This is a genomic window from Amphiplicatus metriothermophilus, from assembly GCF_900199215.1.
In the GTDB taxonomy this organism is placed as follows: Bacteria; Pseudomonadota; Alphaproteobacteria; order Caulobacterales; family Parvularculaceae; genus Amphiplicatus; species Amphiplicatus metriothermophilus.
The window spans coordinates 22,736-49,183 of the sequence record NZ_FZQA01000004.1 but is presented as its reverse complement, the minus strand read 5'-3'; the positions used below and the strand labels follow the sequence as shown (position 1 = coordinate 49,183).

Annotated in this window: 21 protein-coding genes; 14 read left to right on the top strand and 7 right to left on the bottom strand. The window is 66.9% G+C overall.

Annotated elements, in window-relative coordinates; genetic code table 11:
- Positions 1-117: 117 nt before the first annotated feature.
- From CHB64_RS09910 to CHB64_RS09895, 4 genes are all read left to right on the top strand, one after another.
- Entirely contained in the window at positions 118-1,347 is a 1,230-nt protein-coding gene (locus CHB64_RS09910; RefSeq protein WP_089412473.1) for a parallel beta-helix domain-containing protein, read from the top strand.
- Positions 1,344-2,492: an SO2930 family diheme c-type cytochrome gene (locus tag CHB64_RS09905; RefSeq protein WP_089412472.1), complete on the top strand. Its 1,149-nt coding sequence runs from the start codon at positions 1,344-1,346 to the stop codon at positions 2,490-2,492. Before CHB64_RS09910 ends, CHB64_RS09905 begins: the two co-directional genes overlap by 4 nt.
- A gap of 82 nt (positions 2,493-2,574) precedes the next feature.
- On the top strand, positions 2,575-4,002 hold the full coding sequence (locus CHB64_RS09900) for an aldehyde dehydrogenase family protein (RefSeq protein WP_089412471.1): 1,428 nt from the start codon (positions 2,575-2,577) through the stop codon (positions 4,000-4,002).
- A gap of 71 nt (positions 4,003-4,073) precedes the next feature.
- Positions 4,074-6,080, top strand: coding sequence for a hypothetical protein (locus CHB64_RS09895; RefSeq protein ID WP_143265993.1), 2,007 nt, complete (start codon positions 4,074-4,076; stop codon positions 6,078-6,080).
- Positions 6,081-6,085: 5 nt separating this feature from the next.
- Here the strand turns inward: CHB64_RS09895 and CHB64_RS09890 are convergent, their stop codons facing one another.
- Both CHB64_RS09890 and CHB64_RS09885 read right to left on the bottom strand, forming a co-directional pair.
- Complete coding sequence (locus CHB64_RS09890) at positions 6,086-9,883, bottom strand: translocation/assembly module TamB domain-containing protein (protein ID WP_089412469.1); 3,798 nt, start codon at positions 9,881-9,883, stop codon at positions 6,086-6,088.
- On the bottom strand, positions 9,883-11,643 hold the full coding sequence (locus tag CHB64_RS09885) for an autotransporter assembly complex protein TamA (protein ID WP_089412468.1): 1,761 nt from the start codon (positions 11,641-11,643) through the stop codon (positions 9,883-9,885). The genes CHB64_RS09890 and CHB64_RS09885 overlap by 1 nt, the downstream gene beginning before the upstream one ends.
- 167 nt (positions 11,644-11,810) lie before the next feature.
- Here CHB64_RS09885 and CHB64_RS09880 point away from each other — a divergent pair, with 167 nt between their 5' ends.
- The 3 genes from CHB64_RS09880 to CHB64_RS09870 are packed head-to-tail and all read left to right on the top strand — an operon-like array spanning position 11,811 to position 15,014.
- Positions 11,811-12,974 carry a sulfotransferase family protein gene (locus tag CHB64_RS09880; RefSeq protein ID WP_089412467.1) on the top strand — a complete coding sequence of 388 codons (1,164 nt, stop codon included), beginning with the start codon at positions 11,811-11,813 and terminating at the stop codon, positions 12,972-12,974.
- Positions 12,940-14,040 (top strand): SMP-30/gluconolactonase/LRE family protein, encoded by a 1,101-nt coding sequence (locus tag CHB64_RS09875; RefSeq protein WP_089412466.1) that lies wholly within the window; start codon positions 12,940-12,942, stop codon positions 14,038-14,040. Before CHB64_RS09880 ends, CHB64_RS09875 begins: the two co-directional genes overlap by 35 nt.
- Positions 14,037-15,014, top strand: coding sequence for an NAD-dependent epimerase/dehydratase family protein (locus tag CHB64_RS09870; RefSeq protein ID WP_159462470.1), 978 nt, complete (start codon positions 14,037-14,039; stop codon positions 15,012-15,014). Before CHB64_RS09875 ends, CHB64_RS09870 begins: the two co-directional genes overlap by 4 nt.
- Here the strand turns inward: CHB64_RS09870 and CHB64_RS09865 are convergent.
- Together CHB64_RS09865 and CHB64_RS09860 are read right to left on the bottom strand one after the other, a co-directional pair.
- Positions 15,011-15,286 (bottom strand): DUF4282 domain-containing protein, encoded by a 276-nt coding sequence (locus CHB64_RS09865; protein WP_089412464.1) that lies wholly within the window; start codon positions 15,284-15,286, stop codon positions 15,011-15,013. The two genes, CHB64_RS09870 and CHB64_RS09865, sit on opposite strands and share 4 nt — an antisense overlap.
- 141 nt (positions 15,287-15,427) lie before the next feature.
- Positions 15,428-16,594, bottom strand: coding sequence for a glycosyltransferase (locus CHB64_RS09860; protein ID WP_089412651.1), 1,167 nt, complete (start codon positions 16,592-16,594; stop codon positions 15,428-15,430).
- Positions 16,595-16,689: 95 nt separating this feature from the next.
- Between CHB64_RS09860 and hpnC the strand changes: the two genes are divergently transcribed.
- From hpnC to CHB64_RS09840, 4 genes are read left to right on the top strand one after another with little or no spacing between them, the layout of a single operon-like run.
- Positions 16,690-17,589 (top strand): squalene synthase HpnC, encoded by a 900-nt coding sequence (gene hpnC, locus CHB64_RS09855; RefSeq protein WP_089412463.1) that lies wholly within the window; start codon positions 16,690-16,692, stop codon positions 17,587-17,589.
- Positions 17,586-18,470, top strand: a complete 885-nt coding sequence (gene hpnD / locus CHB64_RS09850) for a presqualene diphosphate synthase HpnD (protein ID WP_089412462.1) — start codon at positions 17,586-17,588, stop codon at positions 18,468-18,470. The genes hpnC and hpnD overlap by 4 nt, the downstream gene beginning before the upstream one ends.
- An 11-nt stretch (positions 18,471-18,481) precedes the next feature.
- Positions 18,482-19,768: a hydroxysqualene dehydroxylase HpnE gene (gene hpnE / locus CHB64_RS09845; RefSeq protein WP_089412461.1), complete on the top strand. Its 1,287-nt coding sequence runs from the start codon at positions 18,482-18,484 to the stop codon at positions 19,766-19,768.
- 50 nt (positions 19,769-19,818) lie between these two features.
- Positions 19,819-20,520: a phosphorylase family protein gene (locus CHB64_RS09840; protein ID WP_089412460.1), complete on the top strand. Its 702-nt coding sequence runs from the start codon at positions 19,819-19,821 to the stop codon at positions 20,518-20,520.
- Here CHB64_RS09840 and hpnH read toward each other — a convergent pair.
- Positions 20,464-21,618: an adenosyl-hopene transferase HpnH gene (gene hpnH / locus CHB64_RS09835; RefSeq protein ID WP_089412459.1), complete on the bottom strand. Its 1,155-nt coding sequence runs from the start codon at positions 21,616-21,618 to the stop codon at positions 20,464-20,466. The genes CHB64_RS09840 and hpnH overlap by 57 nt on opposite strands.
- A 46-nt stretch (positions 21,619-21,664) precedes the next feature.
- Positions 21,665-22,693, bottom strand: coding sequence for a 4-hydroxy-3-methylbut-2-enyl diphosphate reductase (gene ispH, locus CHB64_RS09830; protein ID WP_089412458.1), 1,029 nt, complete (start codon positions 22,691-22,693; stop codon positions 21,665-21,667).
- A gap of 314 nt (positions 22,694-23,007) precedes the next feature.
- Between ispH and CHB64_RS09825 the strand changes: the two genes are divergently transcribed.
- The 3 genes from CHB64_RS09825 (at position 23,008) to CHB64_RS09815 (ending at position 25,725) form a co-directional block, all read left to right on the top strand.
- A complete protein-coding gene (locus tag CHB64_RS09825) occupies positions 23,008-23,907 on the top strand; it encodes a polyprenyl synthetase family protein (RefSeq protein WP_089412457.1) in 900 nt (299 codons plus the stop codon).
- Positions 23,908-23,980: 73 nt separating this feature from the next.
- The gene (locus tag CHB64_RS09820) at positions 23,981-24,967 is read left to right on the top strand and encodes an ABC transporter ATP-binding protein (protein ID WP_089412456.1); all 987 of its coding nucleotides are present in this window, start codon (positions 23,981-23,983) and stop codon (positions 24,965-24,967) included.
- Positions 24,964-25,725, top strand: coding sequence for an ABC transporter permease (locus tag CHB64_RS09815; protein ID WP_089412455.1), 762 nt, complete (start codon positions 24,964-24,966; stop codon positions 25,723-25,725). Before CHB64_RS09820 ends, CHB64_RS09815 begins: the two co-directional genes overlap by 4 nt.
- A gap of 9 nt (positions 25,726-25,734) precedes the next feature.
- Here CHB64_RS09815 and CHB64_RS09810 read toward each other — a convergent pair whose 3' ends face one another.
- Positions 25,735-26,400 (bottom strand): MlaC/ttg2D family ABC transporter substrate-binding protein, encoded by a 666-nt coding sequence (locus CHB64_RS09810; protein ID WP_143265990.1) that lies wholly within the window; start codon positions 26,398-26,400, stop codon positions 25,735-25,737.
- Between the last annotated feature and the right edge of the window lie 48 nt (positions 26,401-26,448).

Sequence of the window (26,448 nt, the reverse complement as noted above, 5' to 3'; positions counted from 1 at the left end):
CGCCGGAATTCCGCCCGATTCCGCCACGTCGCCTGTCTCTGCGCGGCGCGCTTTGGCCGGCGCGCGCGATCGCCTATCCTGCCCGCTTTGAGGATGACGAAGGAGAGGAGAGGGGGAATGCGGTCGATCCGGCTGTTGGCAGGCGCGTTGGCGCTGGCGGCCTGCGGGGAGAAGGGAGGCGAGCAAGCGGCGGACTTCTCCTATCAGGAGACGTTGCAAACGCAGCTTCTCGACGCGCGGCCCGGCGACGTCATCGAGATATCGGCGGGGACTTTCCATTTCGACCGCTCGCTCAGCCTCGCCGTCGACGGGGTGACGATCCGCGGGCAGGGCATGGACAAGACGATCCTGTCCTTCAGGAATCAGATCGCCGGCGCGGAGGGGCTGCTCGTCACGGCGAGCGACTTCGTCATCGAGGATCTCGCCATCGAAGATACGAAAGGCGACGCGCTCAAGGTGACGAAGGGCGACAATATCGTGATTCGCCGCGTCCGGACGGAATGGACAGGCGGGCCGAAAACCGAGAACGGCGCGTACGGCATCTATCCCGTCCAGACGACGAACGTGCTGCTCGAAGGCAACGTCGCAATCGGCGCTTCCGACGCCGGCATTTATGTCGGCCAGTCGCGCAACGTCATCGTGCGCGGCAATCGCGCCGAGCGCAACGTCGCCGGCATCGAGATCGAGAACACGTTCGACGCCGACGTTTACGACAACGTGGCGACGGAAAACACCGGCGGCGTCCTTGTCTTCAACATGCCGAACCTGTCGCAGCCCGGCGCGCGCACGCGCGTGTTCCGCAACAGGATCATCGACAACAACACGAAGAATTTTGGCCATCCCGGCACGGCGGTGGCCAACGTGCCGGCGGGCTCCGGGATCATCATCAACGCCAACGATCAGGTTGAGATTTTCGACAATGACATCGAGGGCAACGGGACCGCCAGCATCATCATCGCTTCGGTGTTTTCTTCCGGCCTGTCGCAGGACGGCATGACGGAAGACTTCGATCCCTATCCGGAATCGATCTTCATCTATGGCAATCGGATGAGCGGCGGCGGAAAAAAACCCGACGGGCTCGACCTACAGGCGCTCAAGGTCGCGAAGTTCGGTCCGCTCGGCGCGCTGCCCGACATTCTCTGGGACGGGTATGTCGACCCGGCCAAGATGGAGAACGGCGCGCTGCCCGATTCCTTGCGCATCTGCGTACGGAACGACGGCGCGGCGCTGCTCAATCTTGATGCGCCGAACGGATTCAGGAATCCGCAGATAGCGACCGGGGCGCATGACTGCGCGCTGGAGAAACTGCCGGCGGTCAGCCTCGACGGCCGATTGGCGGAGCTATGACGGCGGCTTTTCGCAGAGGCTGGTTTTTCGTCGCGTTCGCTTTTTGCGCTTTGCAGGCGGGTTGCTCGGATGAGAGGGCGCTCGCGCCGATCTTTCATGAGGAAGACAACCCGGAAACGCTTTCCGAATGGGGCGTTCTGCGCGCGAAGGACGGCGTTCTCGAACTGGCGGCGGGGACGACGCCCTACGATCTCGCCACGCCGCTTTTCTCCGATTATGCGCTCAAACTGCGCACGGTCTGGACGCCGACCGGGACGGCTGCGACGTATGACGAGATGGAGGCTTTCGACTTTCCCGTCGGAACCATCGTCACCAAGACGTTCTACTACGAAACCGGGGAGAGCCGCGACGTGGTGCGCGCCGACGGAACGCGGACCGCGACGGACGGCGCGATGAGCCTTTCCGGCGTGCGGCTTCTCGAAACGCGCATTCTAGCGCGCCGTGAACAAGGCTGGGCTGCGTTCGCCTATGTGTGGAACGAGGCGCAAACGCAGGCGCGGCTGAAACGGGCCGGCGACGTCATCCCGCTGACCCTGGAGCGGCCGGACGGGCGGCGGGAAGATTTCGCCTATCTCGTGCCGAACGCGAACCAGTGCGCGGGCTGTCACGCCACGAACGCCGAGACGCGCGCGATCCAGCCCATCGGCCTCAAGGCGCGCCATCTCAACAAACCGTCGGCCTTCCATCCGGGCTTCAACCAGCTCGACGCCTGGCGTCTCAAAGGTCTGCTGGCCGGAGATTTCAAGAGCGCCGCCGCCGCGCCGCGCAACGCGGACTGGACGGATACGGACGAGCCGCTGGCGGCGCGGGCGCGCGCCTATCTCGACGTCAATTGCAGCCATTGCCACAGCCCGGTCGGCCCCGCCGGGACCTCCGGGCTCGATCTCGAGCCGGGCGCGGACGGCCCTGCGCTCGGCCTGTGCAAGGCGCCGATCGCAGCCGGCTCCGGCTCTGGCGGACGGCCCTACGGGATCGTTCCCGGCGCGCCGGGCGAGTCCATCCTTCTCTTCCGTATGGAGACGAAAGATCCGGCTGCGATGATGCCCGAGCTCGGCCGCGCTGTCGTCCACGAAGAAGGCGCCGCGCTCATCCGCAACTGGATCGCAGGCATGGAGGGCGGCTGCGCGCCGGCGGGAGCGGGGTGACGATGCGTGATTTGCGTCTGCCGGATTTATCTGCTCCAACGGAAACAGCTCCTGGCGGCGCGGGAACGGGAAGGAGGCTTCGATGCGCGATCTGACGAGCTTTTACATAAACGGCGAATGGATCAGGCCGACGGATCGGAAAATCCTGGAAGTCGTCAACCCCGCGACGCAGGAGTCTTGCGCGATCATCGCGCTGGGAACGGCTGCGGATGTTGACGCGGCGGTCGCGGCGGCGCGGCGCGCTTTCGAAAGCTATTCGCGCGCCAGTCGCGAGGATCGGATCGATCTTCTGTCACGGGTTATCGAAAGCTATCAGAAACATTACGCCGATCTCGCCGCCGCCATCACCGAGGAAATGGGCGCGCCCGTCACGCTCGCCCAGCGCGCGCAGGCGCCGTCCGGACTCGGACATTTCCAGACCATGCTGGAGATTTTGAAGGCCTATCCGTTCGAGGAGCGGCGCGACGGACACGACATTCTGAAAGAGCCCATCGGCGTCGTCGGCATGATCACGCCCTGGAACTGGCCGGCCAATCAGATCGCCTGCAAGATAGCGCCGGCGCTCGCGGCCGGCTGCACGATGGTGCTGAAGCCGTCCGAGGTGGCGCCGATCTCGGCCCATGTGATCGCGAGAATTCTCGAAGAGGCCGGCGTTCCGAAGGGCGTGTTCAATCTCGTCGACGGTCTGGGGCCCGAGGTGGGCGCGGCGATCGCCGCCCATCCCGGCATCGACATGGTATCCTTCACCGGTTCGACCCGCGCCGGCGTGGAGGTGGCGCGCGCCGCCGCGCCGACCGTCAAACGCGTCGCGCAGGAGCTGGGCGGGAAGTCGCCCAATGTCATTCTTGAAGACGCCGATCTCGAAAAGGCCGTGCGCCACGGCGTCGTTGCGTGCATGACCAATTCCGGCCAGTCCTGTAACGCGCCGACCCGAATGCTCGTGCAGGCGAAGCTGCTCGATAAGGCGGCGACGATCGCGAAGGCGACAGTCGAGACGCTGAAAGTCGGCGATCCATGCAGGGAAGAAACGGCGCTTGGTCCCGTCGCTAGCGAGGCGCAATGGCGCAAGGTGCAGTCGTTGATCGAGAAAGGCGTCGCAGAGGGCGCGCCGCTTGTCGCGGGCGGACCGGGGCGGCCGCAGGGACTCGATCGGGGCTACTATGTGAAGCCGACCGTGTTCGCGCCGGTCTCAAACGACATGACCATCGCGCGGGAGGAGATCTTCGGGCCCGTTCTCTCGATCATTCCCTATAAGGACGAAGACGAAGCGGTCGCGATCGCCAACGACACGCCTTACGGATTGTCGGCTTATGTGTATGGCGGTTCGGCGGAAAGCGCCTGGCGCGTCGCGCGCCGGCTGCGCGCCGGGCAAGTGCATGTCAACGGCGCTAATGTCGATTTCGCCGCGCCCTTCGGCGGCTACAGGCAGTCCGGCAACGGCCGGGAATGGGGCGTCTACGGGCTGGAGGAGTATCTGGAGATCAAGGCCGTGCTGCGCCCGCGCACGTAAAAGTCCCGGCGTCGATCTTGCAGCGAGGCGGGGAACGAATTGCGAAGCGCAAAGGCGTCAGGGAGGCGCGTATGCGATTTCGGAACAGGATGGTTTATGGCGGCTTCGTCGTCTGGGCGGGGCTTGCGGCGCTTTCGTGCGCCTGCGCGCGCGCCGACGGCGAGAACGCGGCGGCGGAGACGCGCATCGCCGCCGCCTCGCAGGCCGGCCAGCCGACGTTGCCGAGAATCGCGCCTTTTGATCCCGTCTCCCCCTCCGACGTCATCACGCCCCACGCTCAGCCGGCGCATGTTTTTCCGACGACCGACGACGGCCTGCCGATCATGCAGCTCGGCGCGGGCGGTCTCGGCTACATCAACGTCGAGGAGCCGCTGATCGTCCTGTCGCGCGCGAACACGCCGCAGCTCCACGCCTGGGGTCCGGACGGGGCCCGCATGGAGCACGACGAACTGTGGGAGAAGGGGTTCATCAACCCCGAGACCATGCTGCCGCGGGCGATCCCCGAGGGCTTTCACGGCGTCCGGCTCGGCTTCGTCCGCTTCGGCGCCCGGTTCAGGCCCGAGTGGTACGCCGGGACCTACGTCGTCGAATGGGAGGGCGAGGGCCGGGCGACGCTCGCCTTCGCCAATCGCTGCGCGACGATTTCCGACAATCGCGTCGAGTGCGACTTCGCGTCCGACAAGAAAAGCTGGGGCTGGATCACGGTCACGGAGGCCTCCGACAGCTTCCGCGGCCTCAGGGTCTATCGCAAGGCCGACGAGGCCGAAGTCAGGGCCGGACGGGTTCTCAGCCCCGCCTTCCGGGCGCAGCTTTCAGGCTACAAGATTCTCAGAACGCTCGACATTCAGGCGATCAACGCCACCCGTCAGCGGCGGGTCGACCAGTATCTGCCGGCGGCGTCATGGGCCGCGAGCGCGACCGGCGTCGGCAAGAACTACGCGCCTGACGCGCCCTTCGCGGCGCCGCCGCGGCTCCTGTTCGACATGGCGCTGGAGGCGGACGTCGCGCTGTGGATGCATTTGCCGGCCTATGTCGGCGCGCCCGATTCCTTCGACGCGGCGTTCCGCAACGTGAACGCGGTGCGCTTCGAGGTCGCCGAGCCGAACGCCGTCGCCATTCTCGACTCGGACGAGTGGGAGAAGTTCGCCGACCGCGTCGTCGCGGACCTGATCGCCTCGGGCTATCCGGCGGACCGTCGGCTCTATCTGGAGCTTGCGAACGAGCACTGGAACAACGCCGCCGGCTTCGTGCGCGGCAAGGCTTATTTCTGGGGGCTCGCCGACGGGCTCGAGAAAGCCACGGGGCGCAACGCGACCGGCGAAGGCGGCTGGAATTTCTCGCACGGCTACGGCTACGCCGCGGCGCGCATGGCGCACGCCTTCGAGCGGGCGCTCGCAAGGGCCGGACGCAGCCAGGCCTGGGTTCCGGTGATCGGCGTGCAGCTCGCCAATCACTTCACCACCGTCTGGGCGCTCGAAGGCTACCGGGCCTATTTCGAGGATCGCGGCATGGATCCCGCCCCCTGGCTCGCCATGGCCGGGGTTTCGGGGGCGAGCTACTATTCGGGGGGCTCCCAGAACGGCCGGTTCTTCTCCGCGCCGGACGACGACGCGCACAAGGCGATGTGGCTCGAGGCGATCGCGACGAAGGGCGTCGACGCGCTCGCCCGGGAGCTGACCGACTGGGTGATAACCGGCGGGCCGACCGGCAATGGGCCGGGCTCGCTGAAACGCGTGCTCGAATGGCGCGCGCGCACAAAGCGTTTCGCGCTTGAGGGCGGCGCCTTCTTCCTCGGCGACTATGAGGGCGGCGATCACGACATGGGGCCGAAATATCTGCGCGCCGAGCCCGCCTTCGCCGAGTTCATGCGCGCCTGGCGCTGGGGACCGGAGGGCGAGCGCGTCACGCGCGCCTGGATCGAGGCCATGCGCGCCCACGATCCGGAAGCCGTGATCGCGAACTTCGCGGGCGCGCAGTTCGTCTTCGCCGGAAGCAATCTCGCCAATCCGTGGGCGGACGGACACTATTCCGAGGACACCGGACGCAAGCGCGCGCTCGAGGCGTACCTACGGCGGTGATGCGTTCAGAAATCGCGTTTCCAGTTGGCCGAGACGGTCTGCTCGCCGTTCTGCTTTAGCTCGGTTTCGACCGTGATCGAATCGGTGATCTCGTACTGCACGCGGACGGCGCCGTTTTCGCCGCGCGCGTCTTGGGTCGCGGAAACGAAAAGTCCGTTGGCGACGTATTTTCCTACGGCGAGCGAGCCGACCCCCGTTTCTGAGTCGAAATCCACATTCAGCATGTCGAGGCCGAGAGCGCGCCGCGCCGCGCCGACGACGCCAGGGCCGCCGAGACCCGCGACGCCGCTGAGCTGCGCGAGCGCTTGCGCCATCTGCAAGGACTCTATCGCGGAAAGCTCCGTCGCGGGTTTGCCGAACAGCACGAGCGCCATGACGTCTTCCGAAGGCAGCTGCGGCGTGGAAGTCAAGCTGACCGACGGCGCGCTCGCCCGGCCGCCGATCTCGATCGCCGCTATGACGCCTTCTCCTGTTTCATACTCCGCGCGGATATTCAGTACAGGGTCGTTCGGCGCAAGGCGGTCGAAGACGACTTCGCCGCGCGTGATGTCGAAGCGTCGGCCGGAGAAGTCGATATGGCCGCGCCGCAAGCCGAGATCGCCGAGAATAAGCGGCGCGTCCGCGTCGCCCAAGAGGCGAACGTTCGCCCGCCACTCGCTTTCGAGGCCGCGCCCGCGAACGAATATCTTATCATCGGCGCGGGCTGTCACGTCGAACGAAACGGACGGCCGCGGCGACGGCGCAGCGCCGCCGGCGTCTTGCGATTCGTCGCCCACCCGCACGACCTCGATTTCGACGAGACCTGTCGTCTCCGGCGCGGCGAGTTCCGCTTCCAGGCGCGCAAGGGCGATTTCCCCCGAAAGCGCCACGGCTTCGATTGGACCGGCTATGGCGAGCTTTCCGCTTGCGCGCGCCTGTGAAACCGGGCCGGCCGCCAACCGCGCGTCGTTGAGCGTCAACGCGCTTTCGATCCGCGCGTTCTCGCCGATATAGGCCTCGCCTTCATAGGCGATCGTATCGGCGTCCTGAGCCGGCCCGCGCGCAGTCGCGGAAAAGACGACGCGCGAGCCCCCTTCGGCCGGCCGCGCTTCGGCGCGGGCGTTGACGCCGGTCAGGCTGAGACCGGTGGCGAATTCCGTATAGGCGCCGTCCGTGAGCGTCAGGACGCCTGCGAGCTCTGGCTGGACGAGCGTCCCGGCCAGGCTCGCCCGCAGCTCCAGCGCGCCTTCAAGGGAATGAAGCGCCGTCGGCAGAAACAGCGCGACGGCCTGAGCAGGTCCCGAATAGCCGGCCGAGCCTGCGAGCGCGCCGTCTAGCGAAACCGAAAGTTCGGGCGTGCGACGCAGCTTCATGGGAATGGCCAGATCGAAATCGATCGCGTCGGCAGGTTCGGCGTTGACGAGACGCAGCCGTTCGCCGTCCCAGTCGAGCGTTCCGCGAAAGGCGGCGCTCTCGGATTCGGTCAGTCGCGAGCGCAACAAAAAATCCCCGACAGCGGGTCCGTCCCTGCGCGTATCGAGATCGAGCGAAGCTGTGACGACGCTGGAGATGGGGCGGATCGGCGCCGCCTCCAGCGCGAGCCGCGCGCGCCAGCGCGTCTGGGAAAAGGCGCCGTCGAACGCAAGACGCCCGTCGCGGCCGATCTGCGCGCGCAGCCCTGAGATCTCGACGCCTTCGCCGAAAGACAGTCGCGCCGGCTGGTCGAGCATCGCCGGAAACCCGCCGACCTGCGCCTCGAAGCGTGCGAGCGTCGCCTGCGCGCCGTCTTCGAGGTCGACTTCGCCGTCAAAAGAAAGGGCCGCAATCTCGCCGGCGGGCAGACCGGCGATGCGATCGGCCGTGATCGAGAAGGCGAACGCGCTCAGCGTTCCATTCGCGGCGGCGGCGAGATTGCGCGTTTCAATGCCATTGACGTCGAGGCGCGGCGCGTCGAGGGTGAGCGCGCCGGCGCCGTCAAGATCCATGCGTCCGCTGATGGCGAAAGCCCCTTCAAGCGCCAGACCCGGCCAGGGCGTCGCGCCTGCGCCGCCTTCATAGCTCAGGTTAAGCGCGACATGGGCCCGGGCGGGGTCGTAGCTTCCGTTTCCGCCGAGCCGGAAGGCTTCGCCTAGAATCAGAACGCGCGGCGCAGAGATCCGTCCGTCTAGGGAAGATCTGAGTTGAATCTCGGCTCGCCCGCGACCGTCGAGCCGGGTCGCCGTGAAATCGCCCGAGGGCAGCCTCGGCAGGCCGGCAAAATTGAAGGCGAGCGTCGCGGCGGGCAGCGTCTCGCCGCGGTAGGAAGCGGGCGGAGCGTCCGTCTCAAGACGCGCCTCGAAGCGATCGAACGCGCCGCGCGCTTCAAGCTGAAACGGCGCGGCTTTCGGCAGCGCGAGCCCTTCGACGAGCGTTTCGGCGAGGTCGGGCGTCAGGGCGCCTGCGCCGGCGAGTTCAAAGGCGTCAGCGGAGAGATCGATCGCTCCCTCGCCGTCGAAGGAAGACGCGCCAAGACGCAACCGCATGTTTTCCGCTTCGATGCGTTCCTGCGAGACAAAGACGCGCGCGCTCGCCGTTCCGTTGCGGTCGAAAGGCGAGGGACGCATCTGATCCTCTTCGAAAGCGATGTCGATGCGGCCGGCGAAGATCTCGCGCAGATCGGTTCGCCCTTCCTCGATGTCGACGGACCAAGCCGTCCCTCGCGCGGCGCCTTTGAGGGCGTACTGATCGCCGCGCGGCTCTCCGCTGATGGCGAGACTGATTCGCGGACCGAGCCAGCGCTGGAGCGCGGAGCGGTAATCGCCCGCAAGCGAGGCGTCGAGATCGGCCTCGATTGCGGCGAGCCTGCCGCGCCGCACCGTCCAGCGGATTTCGCCGAAAAGGCCCCCTGCGGCGCTGTCGAGGCGCTCAATGGCGAGAATGGTTCGATCGCGCTCTTCGCGCAGCGTCGCGGCGAGATCGATGCGCGGACCGGCTTCCCGGGCGAGCGCAGCGAGCTTCGGGCCGAACGCCAGCGTCGCCTCGGCGCGCGCAGAGCTCATGGCGGACAGGTCGCCGCCAAGGCGCGCCATGATGTCGCCATAGCCGCCCAACGACCCGTCGATGGACAGTTCGAAAACAGCGACGGGCGCGTCCGCCTTCGCTTCCAGAAACAGCGGTCCGTCGAGTCCGACGAGCGCGGCGACTGCTCCGTCGGCCTGCGAGGCTGCGACGAGGTCGAGGAAAAGGCGCCCTGCTGCGGGATCGAAGTCGAGCGCGAGATCGACGAGATCGGTGTCGTTCCGGCTGCTGAGGCGAAGCTGCGCCTTGATCGCCGCGCCCCCCATGTCGAGCGCGCCCTCGCCGTCAAGGCGCAAAGGCCGACCCGCGACGGTTTCCTCGACGCGGGCGTCGACGAGCGAGAAGGCGTCCACCGCGACGTAAGGAAAGCGCGGCGGCCACGGCGGCGCACGCGGTTCCTCATCGCCGCGCTTGCGCGCGGGCGGCGCGCGCAAAAGCTGCAATCCCTCCACATGCAGCCGCACGGCATGGACGCGTCGGCTGAGAAGGGCGAAGGGCCGCCAGTCGAATTCGATGCGCGCGGCGGTCAGCAGAGGCTCGCCGTCTACATGCGCGCGCAGGTCGTGCAGTACGATGAAGCCCGGCGGCGCGCCGTCGAGCGCTCTGATCTCGACCTCGCCGCCCAGCGCGTCGCCGAGCTCCCGTTCGATCAGCGTAAGGACAAGCTCCCGCCCGGGCGCGGTGCGAAACAACGCCGCCCAGGCGAGCGCAGCGACGAGAATCGCCGCGAAGGCGAGAATGAGCGTTATGACGAGCGCGCGCCGCATCAAAAGGGCTGCCCAAGCGAGATGTAAAGCTGCCAGGCGCGGTCGCTCTCTCGCCCGTCGAGCGGAACTGCGACGTCGACCCGGATCGGGCCGACGGGCGTGAAATACCGCACGCCGCCGCCTGCGCCTAAGAAGAACTTCTCATTAAAATCCGGAAACGCTTGCGACGAGACCGAACCGGCGTCGAGGAAGCCGGCGATCTGCAAGTTTTTCAAAACGCGCGCGCGCGCTTCGAACGCGCCTTCTATAACGGAGCGCCCGCCGACAGGGTCGCCCTCGGCGTCAAGCGGGCCGACGGCCTGAAAGTCGTAACCGCGCACCGAGGCGCCGCCGCCGGCGTAATAGCGTTTGTTGGCCGGCAGGCCCGCGAGCGAGGAGCCGAGAGTGGCGCCGAGGCGCGCGCGCGCGGCGGCGGTCAGGCGGTCGTCCGGGCCGAACGCGACGCGGCTGCGCACGGCGATTTCGGCGCGCGTGAAATGATCGCTGCCCGTATAAGGCGTTACTGAAAGGCTGGCGCGCGCGCCTCTGGTTGGATTGAGCAGGTCGTTCTCCGTGTTCCAGGTCGCCGACAAGGGCATGGAGAAGAAATACGTACGCTGATCGTCACTCGCTGAGCGAACGCCGGACGTTTCGAGCGCCACGCCGCCGCGCGTCTCGAGGCGGTCGTCGAGCCAGCGTTTGACCAGACCGCTTTCGATCTGCGCGGTGCGGGCGTTGAAGGCGTCGGTGGTCTCGTTCGTGAAAGCGAAACCGAAGAAGGCGGCGCCGGGAAAGTCGGGAAGAGGTTTGGCGAGATCGGCCTTGAGCGACTGCTCTATTTCGGCGCCTTTGAGCTCGATAAACGCGCGTTCGCCGCGGTGAAAGGCGTTTCTGTATTCGAAGAACAGTCGGCCGCCGGGGCCTTCCGAAGTCGAGTAGGATGCGCCGACGCCGATAGTGCGGCGCTTGCGCTCGACGACGGTGACAAGAATCGGCGCGGCGCCGCTTTCGTCCGGCGCGCCCGGCGCCACGTCGATGGAATTGAACAGCCCCGTTTTGGCGAGCCGGTCGCGAAACGCGATGAGCTTGGATCGGTCGAACGGCTCTCCCGGCGTCCAGGTCCTGAGTTTCTCGACATAGACCGGCGCGGTCTCGTCCGCGCCGCTAAGCTCTATCGCGCCGAACCGCGCGCGCGGTCCGCTTTCGAAGCGGAACACGGCGACGCCGGTCCCGGCGGCCATGTCGGCCTCGACATGACGCGAGACGATGCGTGCGGCCGGAAAGCCCCGGTCCCAAAGGCCCGAAAGAAAACGCTCCTGCAACGCCTTGAGCGACGCGCCGTCGCCCGCGCCGTCGCCCTTGAGGCCGAGCGCGGCGAGGTCGGCCGGCCGCTCTGCTTCGCCGGCGTCTTCATAGACGATGCGGTACGCCTCGATGCGGAATTTCGGGCCTGGCTCGATCGTAAAGACGACGCGCCGCACGCCTTTCGCGCCGTCGACGACTTCGAAACGCGCCGACCCTGCGTAGTATCCAGCCGCCTCCAGCGCATTTTCGATGGCCTTGAGATCCTCGCGCGCGGCCCGGCGCAGGGCTGTCGCCGTCGGATATGCGCGCTTGCCGGCCGCGAGCGCCGACACCATCCTCAGCTTGTCCGCGAGCCCGTTCGGCGCGCCCTCGAACACGGTTTCATAGGGCGCGGCCGCCGCCGCGGCCATCATCATCGCCGTCGCCGCCGCGCCTGCCATCGCCCGTCTGAGTATCGCCGTCACCTTGTCGCTCAAAACCTTGCGCTGGTCGGGCCGCCGCGAACGCCGCCATGCGCGAATCTTCTCACGGCGGCGGTAACCATAGGCTGAATTGGGGAGCTTTCATGGCCGTCGTCTGGTCAAGATGCGCCGCCTGCGCTAAAGCTCGCCTTCGGTTTCGTGAAAGGATTAAGGAAGCATTCATGGCTCATCCGCTGTGCGGCGCAGATCCGGGAACGCTTCTGGCCGTCATGCGCCGCGCCGGTCCGCCGGAAAAGCCGGGCGCGGCGGCCATGATCGCATTTTCGGTGCTGGCGCGTTGGCCCTTTTCAACGGCCGAGCGGCTGGCGCTCGCGGGGCGCCTGCCGCGCGCGCAGGAGATGCCCGCGCCGGTTTTCATTCTCGGCCACTGGCGTTCAGGAACGACCCATCTTTACAACATCATGGTCAAAAGCGGCGCATGGGGTTTCGTGCCGCCGGTCGCCACGGGCCTGCCTTGGGACCTGTTCGGCCTTGCGCGCGTCTTCAGGCCGTTGCTCGAGCGCGCCCTGCCGGAGCATCGCTATATCGACAACATCCCCGTCACGCCAGACAGTCCGCAAGAGGATGAAATCGCCGTTGCGAACATGTCGGCGTCGTCCTTTTACCATGGCATCTATTTTCCGCGCGCCTTCGACGATCTTGTGCGACGCGGTCTTTTTTTCGACGGCTGCGCGGAAGGCGAGGTCGAGCGCTGGAAGGAGCGTTTCGTCTATCTGATGCGGAAGCTTCACCTGCATCAGGGCGGGCGCCGGCTTCTCATCAAGAATCCCGTCTATACGGGTCGTCTCGCCTTGCTGCGCGAAATGTTTCCGGACGCGAAGTTCATTCACATCCATCGCAATCCGTATGACGTGTTCGTGTCCATGCGTAACTTCTACAAAAAACTGCTCGCGGAATTCGCGTTGCAGACCTACGAGCATGTCGACATCGACGGGACGATCCTGGACGTTTATGCGCGCATGATGGACGCCCTCGAAACGGACGCGAAGGACATGCCGGTCGACCGCTATGTCGAGCTGCGTTACGCTGATCTCGACGCGCGCCCGCTGGAGGCGGTCGAAGAGATTTATCGCCGTCTCGGCCTCGAAGGCTTTAAGGAGGCGCGCCCCAAATTCGAATCCTATCTCGCTTCGGTGCGCAGCTTCGAGAAGAACCGGTTTGCCTATTCCGACGAGGCGGCGGCCAAGGTCGAGTCCCGGCTCGGCCGGTTTCTGGACAAATGGGGATACGCCCGGCCCGGCGCGCCGTCGGCGCCGGCGGCAGGGGAACGGCCTAGAGAGGGCGAAAGCGATGCGAGCGCGAAAGGACAGGCGGGGGCGGCCTGAGCGGATTTTTCTTGCGCTCGCCGCCGGACTCGCGGCGGCGGCCTGCGCGGGCGAAACCGTCGGTCCTGCGGCCTATTCTTTTGAGCAGTGCCGGCGCGTCGCGCTGATCGATCCGCACAGCGGCGCGGCGGTCCGCGGCGCCGAAGACCTCGCCTTCGATCCAGTCCGCGGCCGCCTGTTCGTATCCGCTTACGACCGGCGCGCCGCCGAGCGCGCCGCCCGGAAAAGAGCTTTTGCCATTCCCGAAGGCGGGATCTACGTCGTGCCGCTCGCGGCGCTAGACGATCCGTCGACGGATCGCGTCGTCGCTGAGCGGTTGATCGGCCCGGGCGAGGCGGCGGGGGGCGTGCGCCCTCACGGGATCGCCTATGATGCGGACAGCCGCGAGCTCGTTTTCATCAATCGCGCCTATCAGCGCATCAATCATATCTGGCGGCTTCAGCCGCGCATCGAGCGGGTCGGCGACGACGGGACGGTCTTCATGGGCGTCGGGCGCGAGGCGCCCTGCTCTGCGAACGACGTGCTGATCGGTCCAGAAGGCGTGCTGACGAGCTTCGACCGCGCCGCCTGCGGCCTGCAGGCCCTGCCGGAAGATCTGTTCGCGCTCCGGCGCTCGGGACTCGCTGGAGCGGACGGGGCGCGTCTGTTCGAAGGGGCGGCGTTCGCCAACGGGCTCGCGCGCGCGCGCGACGGCGCGCTCGTCCTTGCGGCGACCCGCGAGCGCGCGGTGCTGGCGCTCGAAAAGGATACGGGCGGCTATGCCCTCGCGCACAGGCTGGCGCTGCCGGGCGGGCCGGACAATCTCACGCGCGCCGCTGACGGCGGGATCGTCGCGGCGGTTCACCCTTCGCTCATCAAATTGGCGTTGCATCGCAAGCTCGGGCTTGGCGCGGCGCCGAGCCGCGTCGTAAAGACGGATGCGGGGTTGGAGTCGCTCGAAATCCTTTATGATGATCCGAAAGGCGCGCGATTCAGCGCGGCCACCGTTGCAATCGAGGCGCAGGGCGTTCTGATAATGGGCTCGGCGACGGACGCCGGGCTTATGGTCTGCAGGAAGGCGGATTGACGTTTTCTCTCGTTACCGGCGGCGCCGGCTTCGTGGGCCGGCGGCTCGTTCGCACGCTGAAAGATCGCGGCGAGCGCGTGCGCGCGCTCGATCTTGCGCCCCTCGAAGGCGAAGACGGCGTGCAGGGGTCGGTGGCCGATCCGGACGCGGCGGCCCGCGCCGTGGAAGGCGTCGATGTCGTCTTTCATCTCGCGGGTCATGCCCAGCTCTGGAGCCGCGACCCCGGCCTGTTCGACAAGGCGAATCGCGCTGGAACGGAAACCATGCTGGCGGCGGCGAAACGCGCTGGGGTCAAGCGGTTCGTCCATTGCTCCAGTCTGACGACATTGGTGGGCCGCCGGGCGCCGCGCGCGCCGTCGACGGTCGATGAGACGACGCGGCTTGAGCCCGCCGACATGCTCGGCCCCTATCCGCGCTCCAAGCTGCGCGCCGAGCGTGCGGTTGAGCAGGCGGTGATCGACGGCCTCGACGCGGTGATCGTTATTCCGACGGAGCCCCTCGGCGCAGGAGACAAAAGCCTCACCCCCCCGACGCGCATGATCCTCGACTTTCTGCGCGGGGCGACGCCTGCCTATATCGACTGCACGCTGAACTTCGTTCCGGTCGGCGATCTCGCAGAGGGGCTGATCGCCGCGCGCGAGCGCGGCCGCAGAGGAGAGCGCTACATCCTCGGCGGCGAAAACGTTTCCATGCAGACCTTGCTCGATGCGTTGGAGCGCGTCTCCGGCAAGCCGACGCCGAAGACGAAGCTGCCTTATCAGGTCGCGCTTGCGGCGGGCTTCGTCGATACGGCATTCTCCTATGCGACAGGCCGGTCGCCTAAGGCGCCGCTGACGGGCGTGCGTCTGGCGGGTCGCCCGGTTTCCTTCTCCAGCGAAAAGGCCGCGCGCGAACTCGGTTGGCGCGCCGGCGGCTTCGAGCCTGCGCTCGAGGAAGCCTACGGATGGATGAAGGCTGAAGGACTGCTCGGTTAAAGCTTATCGCGGATCTGGCCGAGACGGCTGTTGATCTCGAACAGAACGAGCCACATCTCAGTCGAAAATCGCATCAGCAAGATGAAGATCGGCGCGCCGATCGCCGCGCCGGCGATCATCGCGCCGGCCTGCGGCGCGCCGAGCGTGCGCATCTCGACAAGCGCGTAGAGAACGACGCCAAGCGCCGACAGGACCGCCACGAACAGCGCAAGATAGTAGAAGAATTTAATGACGCTTGGCGCGATGAACCGCTTGAATCCCAGCAAGAACATGATCGCCCCCTCCCTTTGTGCCGCCTTGCCCCCCCCGGCGCGGACGCTATCATTCTATGAAAAATGCGCAACAGGCGCGCCCCCAGACGAGAGATGCGGACGGAGATTCTCCTTTCAGGAGAAAGGAACGCCGCTTGACAGTCAGGAATAGCTGCGGCCTTTCCAGCTTCCCCCTTCGCCGCGCGCATAGCGTTCGGCGGAGGAAATGGTCATCAGCATGTAGAAAAACGCCGCCAGCGGCAGAAGCAGCGTTTTCCAGAAGGAAAGGCCGTAAAGCGTCGCGGTCGGGCGATAGGTCGCCGCCATGACCGCCCAGGCGGCGAGCCCGTATCCGACGGCGGGCGTCGCGCCGGCCCATAACGCCGAAAGCGCGGCGAGCGGCGGGACGAGATAGACGATCGCCATGCCTGCGACGGTTCCGGCTAGCAGAAGCCAGGAATGATCGAGCTGGGCGAAGGCGGTGCGGGCGACCATTCTCCAGACGGATGAAAGCGCTCGGTTGTCGCGCAGGCTCACGACCTCGTCGCTGGCGAGCCCGAGCCAGATTCGGCGCGGCGCGCCGGCGCCTTCGCGCTTGATCCGGCGCGCAAGCGCGCAGTCGTCGATGAGCTGGTCGCGGATCGCCTCCGCCCCGCCGGCGGCGTCATAGGCCTCGCGCCGCACGAGCATGCATCCGCCCGCCGCCGCCGCGACCGTGCTTTCCGGATTGTTGACGCGCGCGAACGGATAGAGCTTCTGGAAGAAATAGACGAAGGCCGGGATCAAAAGCGGGCCCCAAGCCCCGCGCGCGTCGAGTCGGGCCATGAGCGAGACGAGGGCGAGGTTCTCAGTCTCCGCCTTGGCGACGAGGCGGCGCAGGGTCGCGGGGGCGTGCTCGATGTCGGCGTCTGTGAACAGAAAGTAGCGCGCATCCGGCGCAAGCTCTTTCGCGCGCGCGACGCCGGCGGCGAGCGCGGAAAGCTTGCCGGTCCAGCCTGGCGCCAGCGGCGGCGCATCGATGACGTCGACGGCGCGCGGGCCCTCCGCGGCAGCGGCGCGGGCGAGCGCGCCGGTCTCGTCCGCCGACTCGTCGTCGACCACGACAAGCGAAAAACGGCCCGGATAGTCGCTCGCCTGATGGGACGCGAGGGTGCGGGCGATGACGGCGGCCTCGTCGCGGGCCGGGATCACCGCGACCGCTTCCGGCCAGGTCTCCGGCTCTCTCGGCGGCGGCGCGTCGAGACGGGCCTCGGCGCGCCAGAAATCGCCATGTCCGAAGGCGAGGTAAAGCCAGGCGCCGAGCGCAAGAAAAGCGAGGAAAGTGAGCATTTGGGCCGTCTGCTTACGGCGCGACTCGCCGCCCGCCAAGGGCTTTTGCGGCGGGCGGTTTGCAGCGCGGCGGAAAAGCCTTAATCCTTCGCGCCATGACCGCTCTAACAGAAAGGCGCGAGGAGGCGCGGGCGCGCGCCGAAAACCCCGAAACGCCTTCGGGCAAAGGCGCGCGCGACGAAAATTTTCCGGTCGGCTCGTTCCTCCTGCCGGCCCGGCTGCGCCCGCATGTGGCGGCCTATTACGCTTTCGCCCGCGCCATCGACGACATCGCCGACAATCCGGCGCTGGAGGCGGCGGAGAAAATCCGCCGGCTCAAGGCTTTCGACGCGGCGCTGAAGGGGGAGCCGGGCTACGGGCCGGAGTATGAAAAAGCGCACTCTTTGCGCCGCAGCCTTCTTGAGACCGGCGTGACGGTCGCGCGCGGCTCCGACCTCGTGGCGGCCTTCGTGCAGGATGCGGTCAAGCTGCGCTACGCCACCTGGGACGAGCTTCTGGGCTATTGCGCCCTGTCGGCCAACCCCGTGGGACGCTATCTGCTCGACCTCCATGGGGAAAATCCGTCCGCCTACAAATATTCCGATGCGCTGTGCACGGTGCTCCAGATCGTCAACCATCTTCAGGACTGCGGGGACGACAGACGCAATCTCGACCGGGTCTACATCATCGGCGACTGGCTCGCCGAAGAGGGCGGCGCGGCGGAGGACCTGGACGCCGACAAGACCTCCCCCGCGCTGCGCCGGACGATGGACCGCATGCTGGCGGGATGCGAGGCGCTGATGACGGATGCGCGCCGTCTGCCTTCCGCGCTCAAGAGCCGGCGGCTCGCCATGGAGTCGGCGGTGATCGTGAAGCTCGCCGCGCGCCTGATCGCGCTTTTGCGGAGCGGCGATCCGCTGGCGCGGCGCGTGGCGCTGACGAAGCTCGATTTCGTCGCGGCGGGGCTCGCCGGCGCCGTCTGGGGCTTTTTCGCAGCGGGGAAGGGCGCGTCATGACCGCCACGGCCCTAGTAGTGTCGCCGGAGGAGGCGCGCGCCCACGCCGAGGCGACGGTGCGCCGCTCCGGCACGTCCTTCGCGGCGGGAATGCGCATTCTCTCAAAGCCCCGCCGCGCGGCGATGCACGCCATCTACGCCTTCTGCCGCGAGGTCGACGATATCGCCGACGGCGATCAGCCGGTCGTGGAGAAGCGGCTTGCGCTCGCCGCCTGGCGGGCGGAGATCGACCGGCTTTACGCGGGCGCGCCGCAGACGCCGACGGGCGTCGCGCTCGTCGAGCCCGTGCGCGCCTTCGATCTGCCCAGGGAGGAATTTCTCCTGATGATCGAAGGCATGGAGATGGACGCCGAAGGGCCCATCGTCGCGCCGAGCCTTGAGCGGCTTTTCGCCTATACCCGGCGCGTCGCCGGCGCGGCGGGGATGCTGTCCATGCCGGTGTTCGGCGCGCCGAAAGGCGCGGCGTCCGACCGCTTCGCGCTCGCCCTTGCCGACGCGCTGCAACTGACCAACATCCTGCGCGACATCGGCGAGGATGCGAACATAGGCCGGCTTTACCTGCCGCGCGAGCTTCTGGAGAAACACGGCGTCCCGGCGACCCCCGGCGAGATCGTCGGCGCAAGGGGGCTGCCCGCCGTGGCGCGCGATCTCGCCGGGATGGCGAAAGCCAAATTCGCCGAGGCGCGCGCCGCGCTCGCCGCGCTCGACTGGCGCATCGTGCGGCCCGCGCTTTTGATGATGGGCGTCTATGAGGCGTATCTCAAACGCATGGAGGCCCGCGGCTGGGATCGCGTCGGCGAGCCCGTGACGCTGTCGAAAGCGGAAAAAATCCTCGTCTCGGCGCGCTGGTTTTTCGCGCCGCCGATCAGCGCGCGTTCCTGAAAGACCGTTCGATGACTTCATCCGCACGCCGCGCTTTCATCATCGGCGCCGGGCTTTCCGGCCTCGCCGCCGCGGTCCGCCTGGCGGAAGCGGGCGTCAAGACGTTGTTGTTCGATTCCGCCGGCCATGCCGGCGGGCGCTGCCGGTCGTTCTACGACAGGACCCTCGACCGTGTCATCGACAACGGCAATCATCTCGTCATGTCGGGCAATCGCCATGCGCTCGATTATTTGAAGCGCATCGGCGCGGAAAACGCGCTCATCGGCCCGCAATTCGCGCAATATCCGTTCTTCGATCTGGCGACCGGCGAGCGCTGGACGGTGCGGATCAACGAAGGATTCATCCCGTTCTGGATCTTCGACCGGAAATGGCGCGTTCCGGGCACGAAGGTTTTCGATTATCTGAACGCGGCGAAAATCGCTTTCGCCCGGCCGGACCAGACCGTGGCCGATGTCGTCGACCGCGAAAGCCTTCTCTACAGGCGCTTCTGGGAGCCGCTGACCCTCGCCGCGCTCAATACGACGCCCGAGATCGGCTCGGCCCGGCTTTTGTGGTCCGTCATTCGGGAAACCTTCGCGCTGGGCGGCCAGATGTGCCGGCCGCTCGTCGCGCGCGACGGGCTGGGCCCGGCTTTCGTCGAGCCGGCGCTGCGCTATCTGAAGGCGAAGGGCGCGCAGGTCCGCTTCAACGCGCGTCTGCGCGCGTTGTGGGTTGAGGATGGGCGGGCGATCAGCCTGAACTTTCCGGATGAGACGATTTCCCTGAAGGAAGGCGACGAAGTGATTCTGGCGCTGCCGCCGTCTCGGCTGAAGCAGCTCATGCCGGAGCTCGATCCGCCTGCGGACGAGGCCTCCATACTCAACGTGCATTACCGCGCGCCGGGCCCGGTCCCGACCGACGCGCTCGGCGCGTGCGCTTTTCTCGGGATGATCTCGTCGGACGCGCAGTGGGCCTTCGTGCGCGGCGACGTCATAAGCCTCACCGTTTCGGCCTCGCACGCCATCGGCATGGATGAAGCGCCCAACGCGCAGGTGGTCGACGATCTCTGGCGCGAGACGCAGGCCGCGCTGCGGCTCGGCGACATGCGCTACGAGGCGGTGCGCGTGATCCGCGAACGGCGCGCCACGCCCGACCAGTCGCCGGCGGGCGTCGCAAAACGCCTCAAGCCGGAAACGCGGATCGCCAACGTCACGCTCGCAGGCGATCACACGGACACCGGCGTGCCCGCGACCATCGAAGGGTCGATCCGCTCCGGCGACCGGGCGGCGATGATCGCGCTGCGGCGCTGGCGGGAATGAAGGCCGCCGGCCGGACGTGCAAAATGCTCCCGATGCTGTAGATTGGCCGGATGACGGCGAGTCGCTTCATCGGCATCATATGCGGCCTTAAATCCGAGGCGGCCGTCGTCCGCGCGGCGGCGCCGCGGCAGGCCGTGCGCATCGCCGTATCGGGAGCGAGCGCGGCGCGCGCCGAATCGCAGGCGACGCGGCTGTGCCGCGAAGGCGCGGCGGCGATCCTCTCCGTTGGAATCTCCGGCGGACTGTCGCCTGCGCTCCGGCCGGGCGATCTGCTGCTGGGCGAATGCGTGCGCACGCGCGCCGGGGAGGAGTTCGGCGCGAGCCGCAATCTGCTCGCCGCCGTCGAGCTGGAATCGCCCGCCGTGGCGATGCAGCGCGCGACCGTGTTCGGCGCGGATGAAATCGTCGCCAGCGTCAGCGAGAAGCGCCGGCTGTTCGACCGCTTCGGCGCGGCGGCGGTCGATATGGAAAGCCACGGCGCGGCGCGCGCGGCGCGCGCGGCCGGGGCGCCGTTCCTTGCGATTCGCGCGATCGCCGATCCCGCCGACCGCGCGCTTCCCGCCGCCGCCCTGAACGCCGTGACGCCGGACGGGGGAACGCGGACCCTCAGCGTGCTGATGGCGTGCGCGCTCGCGCCGGGGCAGTTCCCGGCGCTGATGCGTCTGGGGGCGGATTCGCAGGCGGCGCTGAAAGCGCTACGCGGCGGCCTCGGCCGGCTCCTTGGCCGCCTTCTTCTCAGCCTCGATCTTTGAAAGCTCTTCGGCGACGAGCTTTTCATGCACGTCGACGGCCTTGCGCGCCTTCGAAAGGTCGATCTCCGGCGCCATCGGGCCCTCGGTGCGGATCGAGAAGATGTTCTTCAGCTTGAGAAGCTTCAGCGGATTGCGGATGGCGTCGATCGCGGCCGTCGGCTCATAGCCGCAATGAGCCATGCAGTTCGAGCACTTCTCGTATTTGCCGGTGCCGTACTGATCCCAGTCGGTCGTCTCCATCAGCTCCTTGAAGGACGAAACATAGCCCTCGCCCAGCAGGTAGCACGGCTTCTGCCAGCCGAAGACATTGCGCGTGGGCATCCCCCACGGGGTGCACAGATATTCCTGATTGCCCGCGAGGAAGTCGAGATAGAGCGTCGAGTGGTTGAGCCGCCATTTGCGCCCGCGCGTCTTGCCGATCCGGAAGACGTCGCGGAACAGGTTCTTGGTGCGCTCGCGCGACAGGAAGTGCTCCTGGTCTTCGGCGCGCTCATAGGCGTAGCCGGGCGAGATGGTGATGTTGACGCCGAGATCGGTCGCATAGTCGAGATAGTCCGCGATCTGCTCGGCGGTCATGTTGTCGAAGACGGTCGCGTTGACGTTGACCTGGAAGCCTTTCTCCTGCGCGGCCTTGATGGCCTTGATCGCGATCTTGAAGGTTCCCTTCTGATCGACCGCGCGATCGTGCTCCTCTTCGAGGCCGTCGAGATGGACCGAGAAGAACAGGAAGGGCGACGGCTTGAACAGGTGCAGCTTCTTCTCGAGCAGCAGCGCGTTGGTGCACAGCGAGACGAACTTCTTGCGCTTGACGATGCCCTCGACGATCTCGCCGATCTCCTTGTGGATGAGCGGCTCGCCGCCGGGGATCGCCACGACCGGCGCGCCGCACTCGTCGACCGCGTCGAGGCATTCCTTCACCGACAGGCGCTTGTTGAGGATCGGGGCGGGATAATCGATCTTGCCGCAGCCCGGACAGGCGAGGTTGCAGCGGAACAGCGGCTCGAGCATCAGCACCAGCGGAAAGCGCTTGCGGCCCATCAGGGTCTGCCGCAGCACATAGGCGCCGACCCGGATCTGCTGGTGAAGGGAAATCGTCATGCCTGTCTCCGTGTGAATGTTGCGGGCCTGTTCGGGATCAGGCGGTTTAAGCGGTCTCGACGATCCAGGCGTCCATCGCGTCCTTGGGGCGCGGCACGTCGGCGAGCTCGCGCGGCAGCTTGAAGTGGACGTTCTCCTCGACCCCTTCAAGGGTTTCGACCGTCAGCGCACGGAATTCGCGCATGCGCGCGATCGCTTCCTGGACGAGGGTTTCGGGAGCGGACGCGCCGGCGGTGACGCCGACGACCGAGACCCCTTCGAACCAGGCCGGGTCGAGCATCGTGGCGTCTTCGATGAGATAGCTCGGCACGCCGAAATTCTCCCCGATCTCGCGCAGCCGGTTCGAATTGGAGCTGTTGTTGGCGCCGACCACGATCAGCAGGTCCACCTGCCTGGCCATCTCGATGACGGCGGTCTGGCGATTCTGGGTGGCGTAGCAGATGTCGCGGGTGTCGGGCCCGATGATTTTCGGAAAGCGCTTTCTGAGCGCGGCGATGACGTCCTTGGTGTCGTTCACCGAAAGCGTCGTCTGGGTCACGAAGGCGACGCGCTCGGGATCGGCGACTTCGAGGGTTTCGACCTCGTGGGGCTCGCTGATGACATGGACCTTGCCCGGAATCTGGCCGAGCGTGCCTTCGACCTCGGGATGGCCGAGATGGCCGATCAGCACCACGTCATAGCCCTTCTCGGCGTAGCGGCGGCCTTCCTTGTGGACCTTGGTGACGAGCGGGCAGGTGGCGTCGATCACGTCGAGGGTGCGCAGCTGGGCGCCGTCCTCGACCTTCTTGGAGACGCCGTGCGCGGAGAAGATGGTCACCGCGCCTTCGGGGATCTCGTCGACCTCCTCGACGAAGATCGCGCCGCGCGCGCGCAGGGTGTCGACGACGCGCTTGTTGTGCACGATCTCGTGGCGGACATAGACCGGCGCGCCGTACTTCTCGAGGGCGCGCTCGACGATGTCGATGGCCCGCTCCACGCCGGCGCAGAAGCCGCGCGGCTGGGCGAGTATGACCCGCAACGGCGCCGTCGTTCCTGACTGTCGCGTCGCCCCAGACTGTCGCGTCGACTGCGTCATGCCATTCCCCTCGAACTTGAGGCGCAGGCCCCTGTCGGCGAGCCTGCGCCTTTATTTCACGGCGGCCAGTGGGCGGCAATGCAGCCGCGCCGGGTTTCGGAAAGGCCCTCTATAGCGCGGATGGCGCCGCGCCGCAAAACACAGCCGCGACAGCGCGCCGGCCGCGGCCGAATAAGCCCCTTGCGTTACAAAGATGTAACAGGGACGCACCGGGTCGGTCTCCGGGCCGCGCCCCAGTCGCCTGTCGGCGGTTGAGCCTGTCGCCGGCCCCGTCTAAGGAGCCTTGCGCCGCCCGCAGGGAAGGGGATCGCCCGATGCAGACCGCCGCCGCGTCCTTCGACGCGCTCATCAAGGAGACCGCCGCGCTTGTCGAGGCCGCCCTCGACGGCTTTCTGCCCCGGCGGGAAGGCCCGCTCGGCCGGGTGGTCGACGCCATGCGCCACGGCGCGCTCGACGGCGGCAAGCGGCTGCGGCCTTTCCTGCTGATCGCGGCGGCGGACATGTTCGACGCCCCCCGCGCGCGCTCGGTCCGGGCGGCCTGCGCGGTGGAGATGATCCATTGCTACTCGCTCATCCATGACGACCTGCCGGCGATGGACGATTCGGATCTGCGCCGCGGCCGGCCGAGCGTGCACAAGGCGTTCGACGAAGCGACGGCGATTCTGGCCGGCGACGCGCTGCTCACCCAGGCCTTCGAGATTCTCGCCGAGCCGGAGACCCACCCTGACGCGGCGGTGCGCTGCGCGCTCGCCCTCGAACTCGCCCGCGCCGCCGGCAAGGCCGGCATGGTGGGCGGGCAGATGATCGACATCTACGCCGAACACAAGACGTTCGACCTCGCCGGCATCGAGGAGTTGCAGCGCCTCAAGACCGGCGCGCTCATCCGCTTCTCGGCGATCGGCGGCGGAATCGTCGGCCAGGCCGGCGCCGACGCCATCGCCGCCCTCGCGGCCTATGCCGAGGATCTGGGGCTCGCCTTCCAGATCGTCGACGACCTTCTCGACGCTTTCGGCGACGCCGAAGCGCTCGGCAAGCCCGTCGGCCAGGACGCGGACATGGACAAGGCCACCTTCGTCAAGCTCCTCGGCGCCGAAGGCGCGCGCGACAAGGCCCGCGCTCTCGTCGAGAGCGCCAAGGCGCGCCTCGCCCGCTTCGGCGCGCGCGCCGAACCGCTCAAGGGAGCGGCGGATTTCGTTTTCAGACGGAAGCATTAGCGCCGCGCCTTGATCGAACCGCAGGCCGCGCTTACGTGATCCGCGCCGTCCCTGCCGCCCGCCCGGAGAACTCATGCCTTCCGACACGCTCGTACAGGAGCCAGCGGCGCGTCCGCCTGACGCCGCCGCGCCGCCGCCGGGAATCATCTCGGTGCAGGGCCTTTCCAAGACCTACGCCGGCGGCTTTCAGGCGCTGAAGAACGTCGACCTTGAAATCCGACGCGGCGAGATCTTCGCGCTGCTCGGGCCCAACGGCGCCGGCAAGACGACGCTCATCAGCGCCATCTGCGGCCTGATCAATCCGACGACAGGGCGCATTCTCGCGGACGGTCATGACGTCGTGCGCGACTTCCGCGCGGCGCGAAAGAAGATCGGCCTCGTGCCGCAGGAAATCTCCATCGACATGTTCGAGACCGTCTGGGCGACGGTCAGCTTCAGCCGCGGCGTCTTCGGCAAGCCGCCTGATCCGGCGCATATCGAGAAGGTGCTGAAGGATCTCTCGCTTTGGGACAAGAAGGACGCGAAGCTGCTCGCCCTTTCGGGGGGCATGAAACGGCGCGTCATGATCGCCAAGGCGCTTTCGCACGAGCCGCAGATCCTCTTCCTCGACGAGCCGACGGCGGGCGTCGACGTGGAGCTGCGCCGCGGCATGTGGGACATGGTGCGGGGGTTAAGGGCTTCTGGCGTCACCATCATTCTGACCACGCACTATATCGAGGAAGCCGAAGAGATGGCCGACCGCGTCGGCGTCATCGACAAGGGTCAGATCATCCTCGTCGAGGAGAAGACGGCGCTGATGAAGAAGCTCGGCAAGAAGCAGCTTTCCCTCGAACTCGTCGAGCCGCTCGCACGCCTGCCCGAAGCGCTCGCCGGCTACGACCTTGGGCTTGAAAACGACGGCCGGCGCCTTGTCTATGCGTTCGATACGCAGGGCGAGCGCACTGGCGTGACGCGACTTCTGCGCGATCTTGACGCGCTGGGCCTGCGCTTCACCGACATGGACACAAAGCAAAGCTCGCTTGAGGAAATCTTCGTGAGTCTCGTCAGGAAAACGCCATGAACCTTCACGCGATCCGCGCGATCTATCTGTTCGAAATGGCGCGCGCCTGGCGCACGCTGTTCCAGACCATCGTCTCGCCGGTGCTGACGACGACGCTTTACTTCGTCGTTTTCGGCGCCGCCATCGGCTCGCGCATGACAGAGATAGACGGAGTCGCTTTCGGCGCCTTCATCATTCCGGGCCTCATCATGCTGTCGATCCTGACCCAGAGCGTTTCGAACGCCTCGTTCGGCATCTACTTTCCGAAATTCACCGGGACGATCTACGAAATTCTTTCCGCGCCCATTTCAGCCGTTGAAATCGTGATCAGCTATGTCGGCGCGGCGGCGACGAAATCCGTGATTCTGGGCCTCATCATTCTCGTCACCGCGCGCGTCTTCGTGCCGTACGAGATCGCCCACCCCGCGGCCATGCTGGCGTTTCTCGTCCTCACCGCCGTCTCTTTCAGCCTGTTCGGCTTCATCATCGGCATATGGGCGGACAATTTCGAGAAACTGCAATTCATTCCGATGCTGGTCATCACGCCGCTGACTTTTCTCGGCGGCAGCTTCTATTCCATCGACATGCTGCCGGAATTCTGGCGGACGGTCTCGCTGTTCAACCCGGTCGTCTATCTAATCAGCGGATTCCGGTGGAGCTTCTTCGGCTCGGGCGACGTATCGATCGGGATCAGCCTCGCGATGACGCTCGGCTTTCTCGCGCTGTGTCTGATCGTCATCTGGCGAATCTTCGAGACCGGCTATCGCCTGAAGGCGTGACGAGATTCATCATTCGCCCCAGGCTTCCGCTTCGAGACGCTCGATGAGGGCGTCGACGCCGTTCTGGGCGACGAAGGCGGAGAACTCCTCGCGCTTGACCAGCATGATCGACACGCCCGAGACGATGATGTCGATCATCTTCCGCCTGCCATCCCGGAGTTCGCGCACGCGCCAGTCCACCATGATCGGCGCGCCGTTGCTGCGCGGGAACTGCGTGCGCACGATGACGTCGCGCGCGCCGAGTTGGCGCGCCTCCAGGACTTCGAGCTTGCGTCCGACGATGTCGGAGAACTGCTCGGCGTAGAGCCGGGTAATGTAGTCGGGGAAGACCGCTTCGTAGCGGGCGATCTGCTCCGGCGTCATGGCCTTGCGCGTTTCGCCCAGCATGAAACGGCCGATGACGTCGAGGGCGAGTCCCTCTGCGAGCACGAGCTGGAAGCGGTCGAGTCGCTCCGCCTCGCTTGCAGACTCGTCGGTAAGCGCGGCGGTGGCTTTGTCCGTCAGCTCCTGGGCGAAGGCGATTGCGGCGGCGACCATCGCCGCGCCGTCGCCGTCGCCATCCGGCGCGGCCTCGGGGGCGTCTTGCGCGGCGGCGAGAGCGGGGCCGGACGGGGGGCCAGCGAGGAGCGCCGCGGCGGCGAGGCCGGCGAAAAGGGCGGGGCGAAACCTGGTCATCGAACGGACTTTCTCATGTACAGCGCGAAGGGACGCCGGCATATAAAC

What these genes read in the sequence shown, in the direction of transcription:
- CHB64_RS09910 (WP_089412473.1), top strand. Translation starts at nt 118, where the DNA reads ATGCGGTCGATCCGGCTGTTGGCAGGCGCGTTGGCGCTGGCGGCCTGC.
- CHB64_RS09905 (WP_089412472.1), top strand. Translation starts at nt 1,344, where the DNA reads ATGACGGCGGCTTTTCGCAGAGGCTGGTTTTTCGTCGCGTTCGCTTTT.
- CHB64_RS09900 (WP_089412471.1), top strand. Translation starts at nt 2,575, where the DNA reads ATGCGCGATCTGACGAGCTTTTACATAAACGGCGAATGGATCAGGCCG.
- CHB64_RS09895 (WP_143265993.1), top strand. Translation starts at nt 4,074, where the DNA reads ATGCGATTTCGGAACAGGATGGTTTATGGCGGCTTCGTCGTCTGGGCG.
- CHB64_RS09890 (WP_089412469.1), bottom strand. Translation starts at nt 9,883, where the DNA reads ATGCGGCGCGCGCTCGTCATAACGCTCATTCTCGCCTTCGCGGCGATT.
- CHB64_RS09880 (WP_089412467.1), top strand. Translation starts at nt 11,811, where the DNA reads ATGGCTCATCCGCTGTGCGGCGCAGATCCGGGAACGCTTCTGGCCGTC.
- CHB64_RS09875 (WP_089412466.1), top strand. Translation starts at nt 12,940, where the DNA reads ATGCGAGCGCGAAAGGACAGGCGGGGGCGGCCTGAGCGGATTTTTCTT.
- CHB64_RS09865 (WP_089412464.1), bottom strand. Translation starts at nt 15,286, where the DNA reads ATGTTCTTGCTGGGATTCAAGCGGTTCATCGCGCCAAGCGTCATTAAA.
- CHB64_RS09860 (WP_089412651.1), bottom strand. Translation starts at nt 16,594, where the DNA reads ATGCTCACTTTCCTCGCTTTTCTTGCGCTCGGCGCCTGGCTTTACCTC.
- hpnC (WP_089412463.1), top strand. Translation starts at nt 16,690, where the DNA reads ATGACCGCTCTAACAGAAAGGCGCGAGGAGGCGCGGGCGCGCGCCGAA.
- hpnD (WP_089412462.1), top strand. Translation starts at nt 17,586, where the DNA reads ATGACCGCCACGGCCCTAGTAGTGTCGCCGGAGGAGGCGCGCGCCCAC.
- hpnE (WP_089412461.1), top strand. Translation starts at nt 18,482, where the DNA reads ATGACTTCATCCGCACGCCGCGCTTTCATCATCGGCGCCGGGCTTTCC.
- CHB64_RS09840 (WP_089412460.1), top strand. Translation starts at nt 19,819, where the DNA reads ATGACGGCGAGTCGCTTCATCGGCATCATATGCGGCCTTAAATCCGAG.
- hpnH (WP_089412459.1), bottom strand. Translation starts at nt 21,618, where the DNA reads ATGACGATTTCCCTTCACCAGCAGATCCGGGTCGGCGCCTATGTGCTG.
- ispH (WP_089412458.1), bottom strand. Translation starts at nt 22,693, where the DNA reads ATGACGCAGTCGACGCGACAGTCTGGGGCGACGCGACAGTCAGGAACG.
- CHB64_RS09825 (WP_089412457.1), top strand. Translation starts at nt 23,008, where the DNA reads ATGCAGACCGCCGCCGCGTCCTTCGACGCGCTCATCAAGGAGACCGCC.
- CHB64_RS09820 (WP_089412456.1), top strand. Translation starts at nt 23,981, where the DNA reads ATGCCTTCCGACACGCTCGTACAGGAGCCAGCGGCGCGTCCGCCTGAC.
- CHB64_RS09815 (WP_089412455.1), top strand. Translation starts at nt 24,964, where the DNA reads ATGAACCTTCACGCGATCCGCGCGATCTATCTGTTCGAAATGGCGCGC.
- CHB64_RS09810 (WP_143265990.1), bottom strand. Translation starts at nt 26,400, where the DNA reads ATGACCAGGTTTCGCCCCGCCCTTTTCGCCGGCCTCGCCGCCGCGGCG.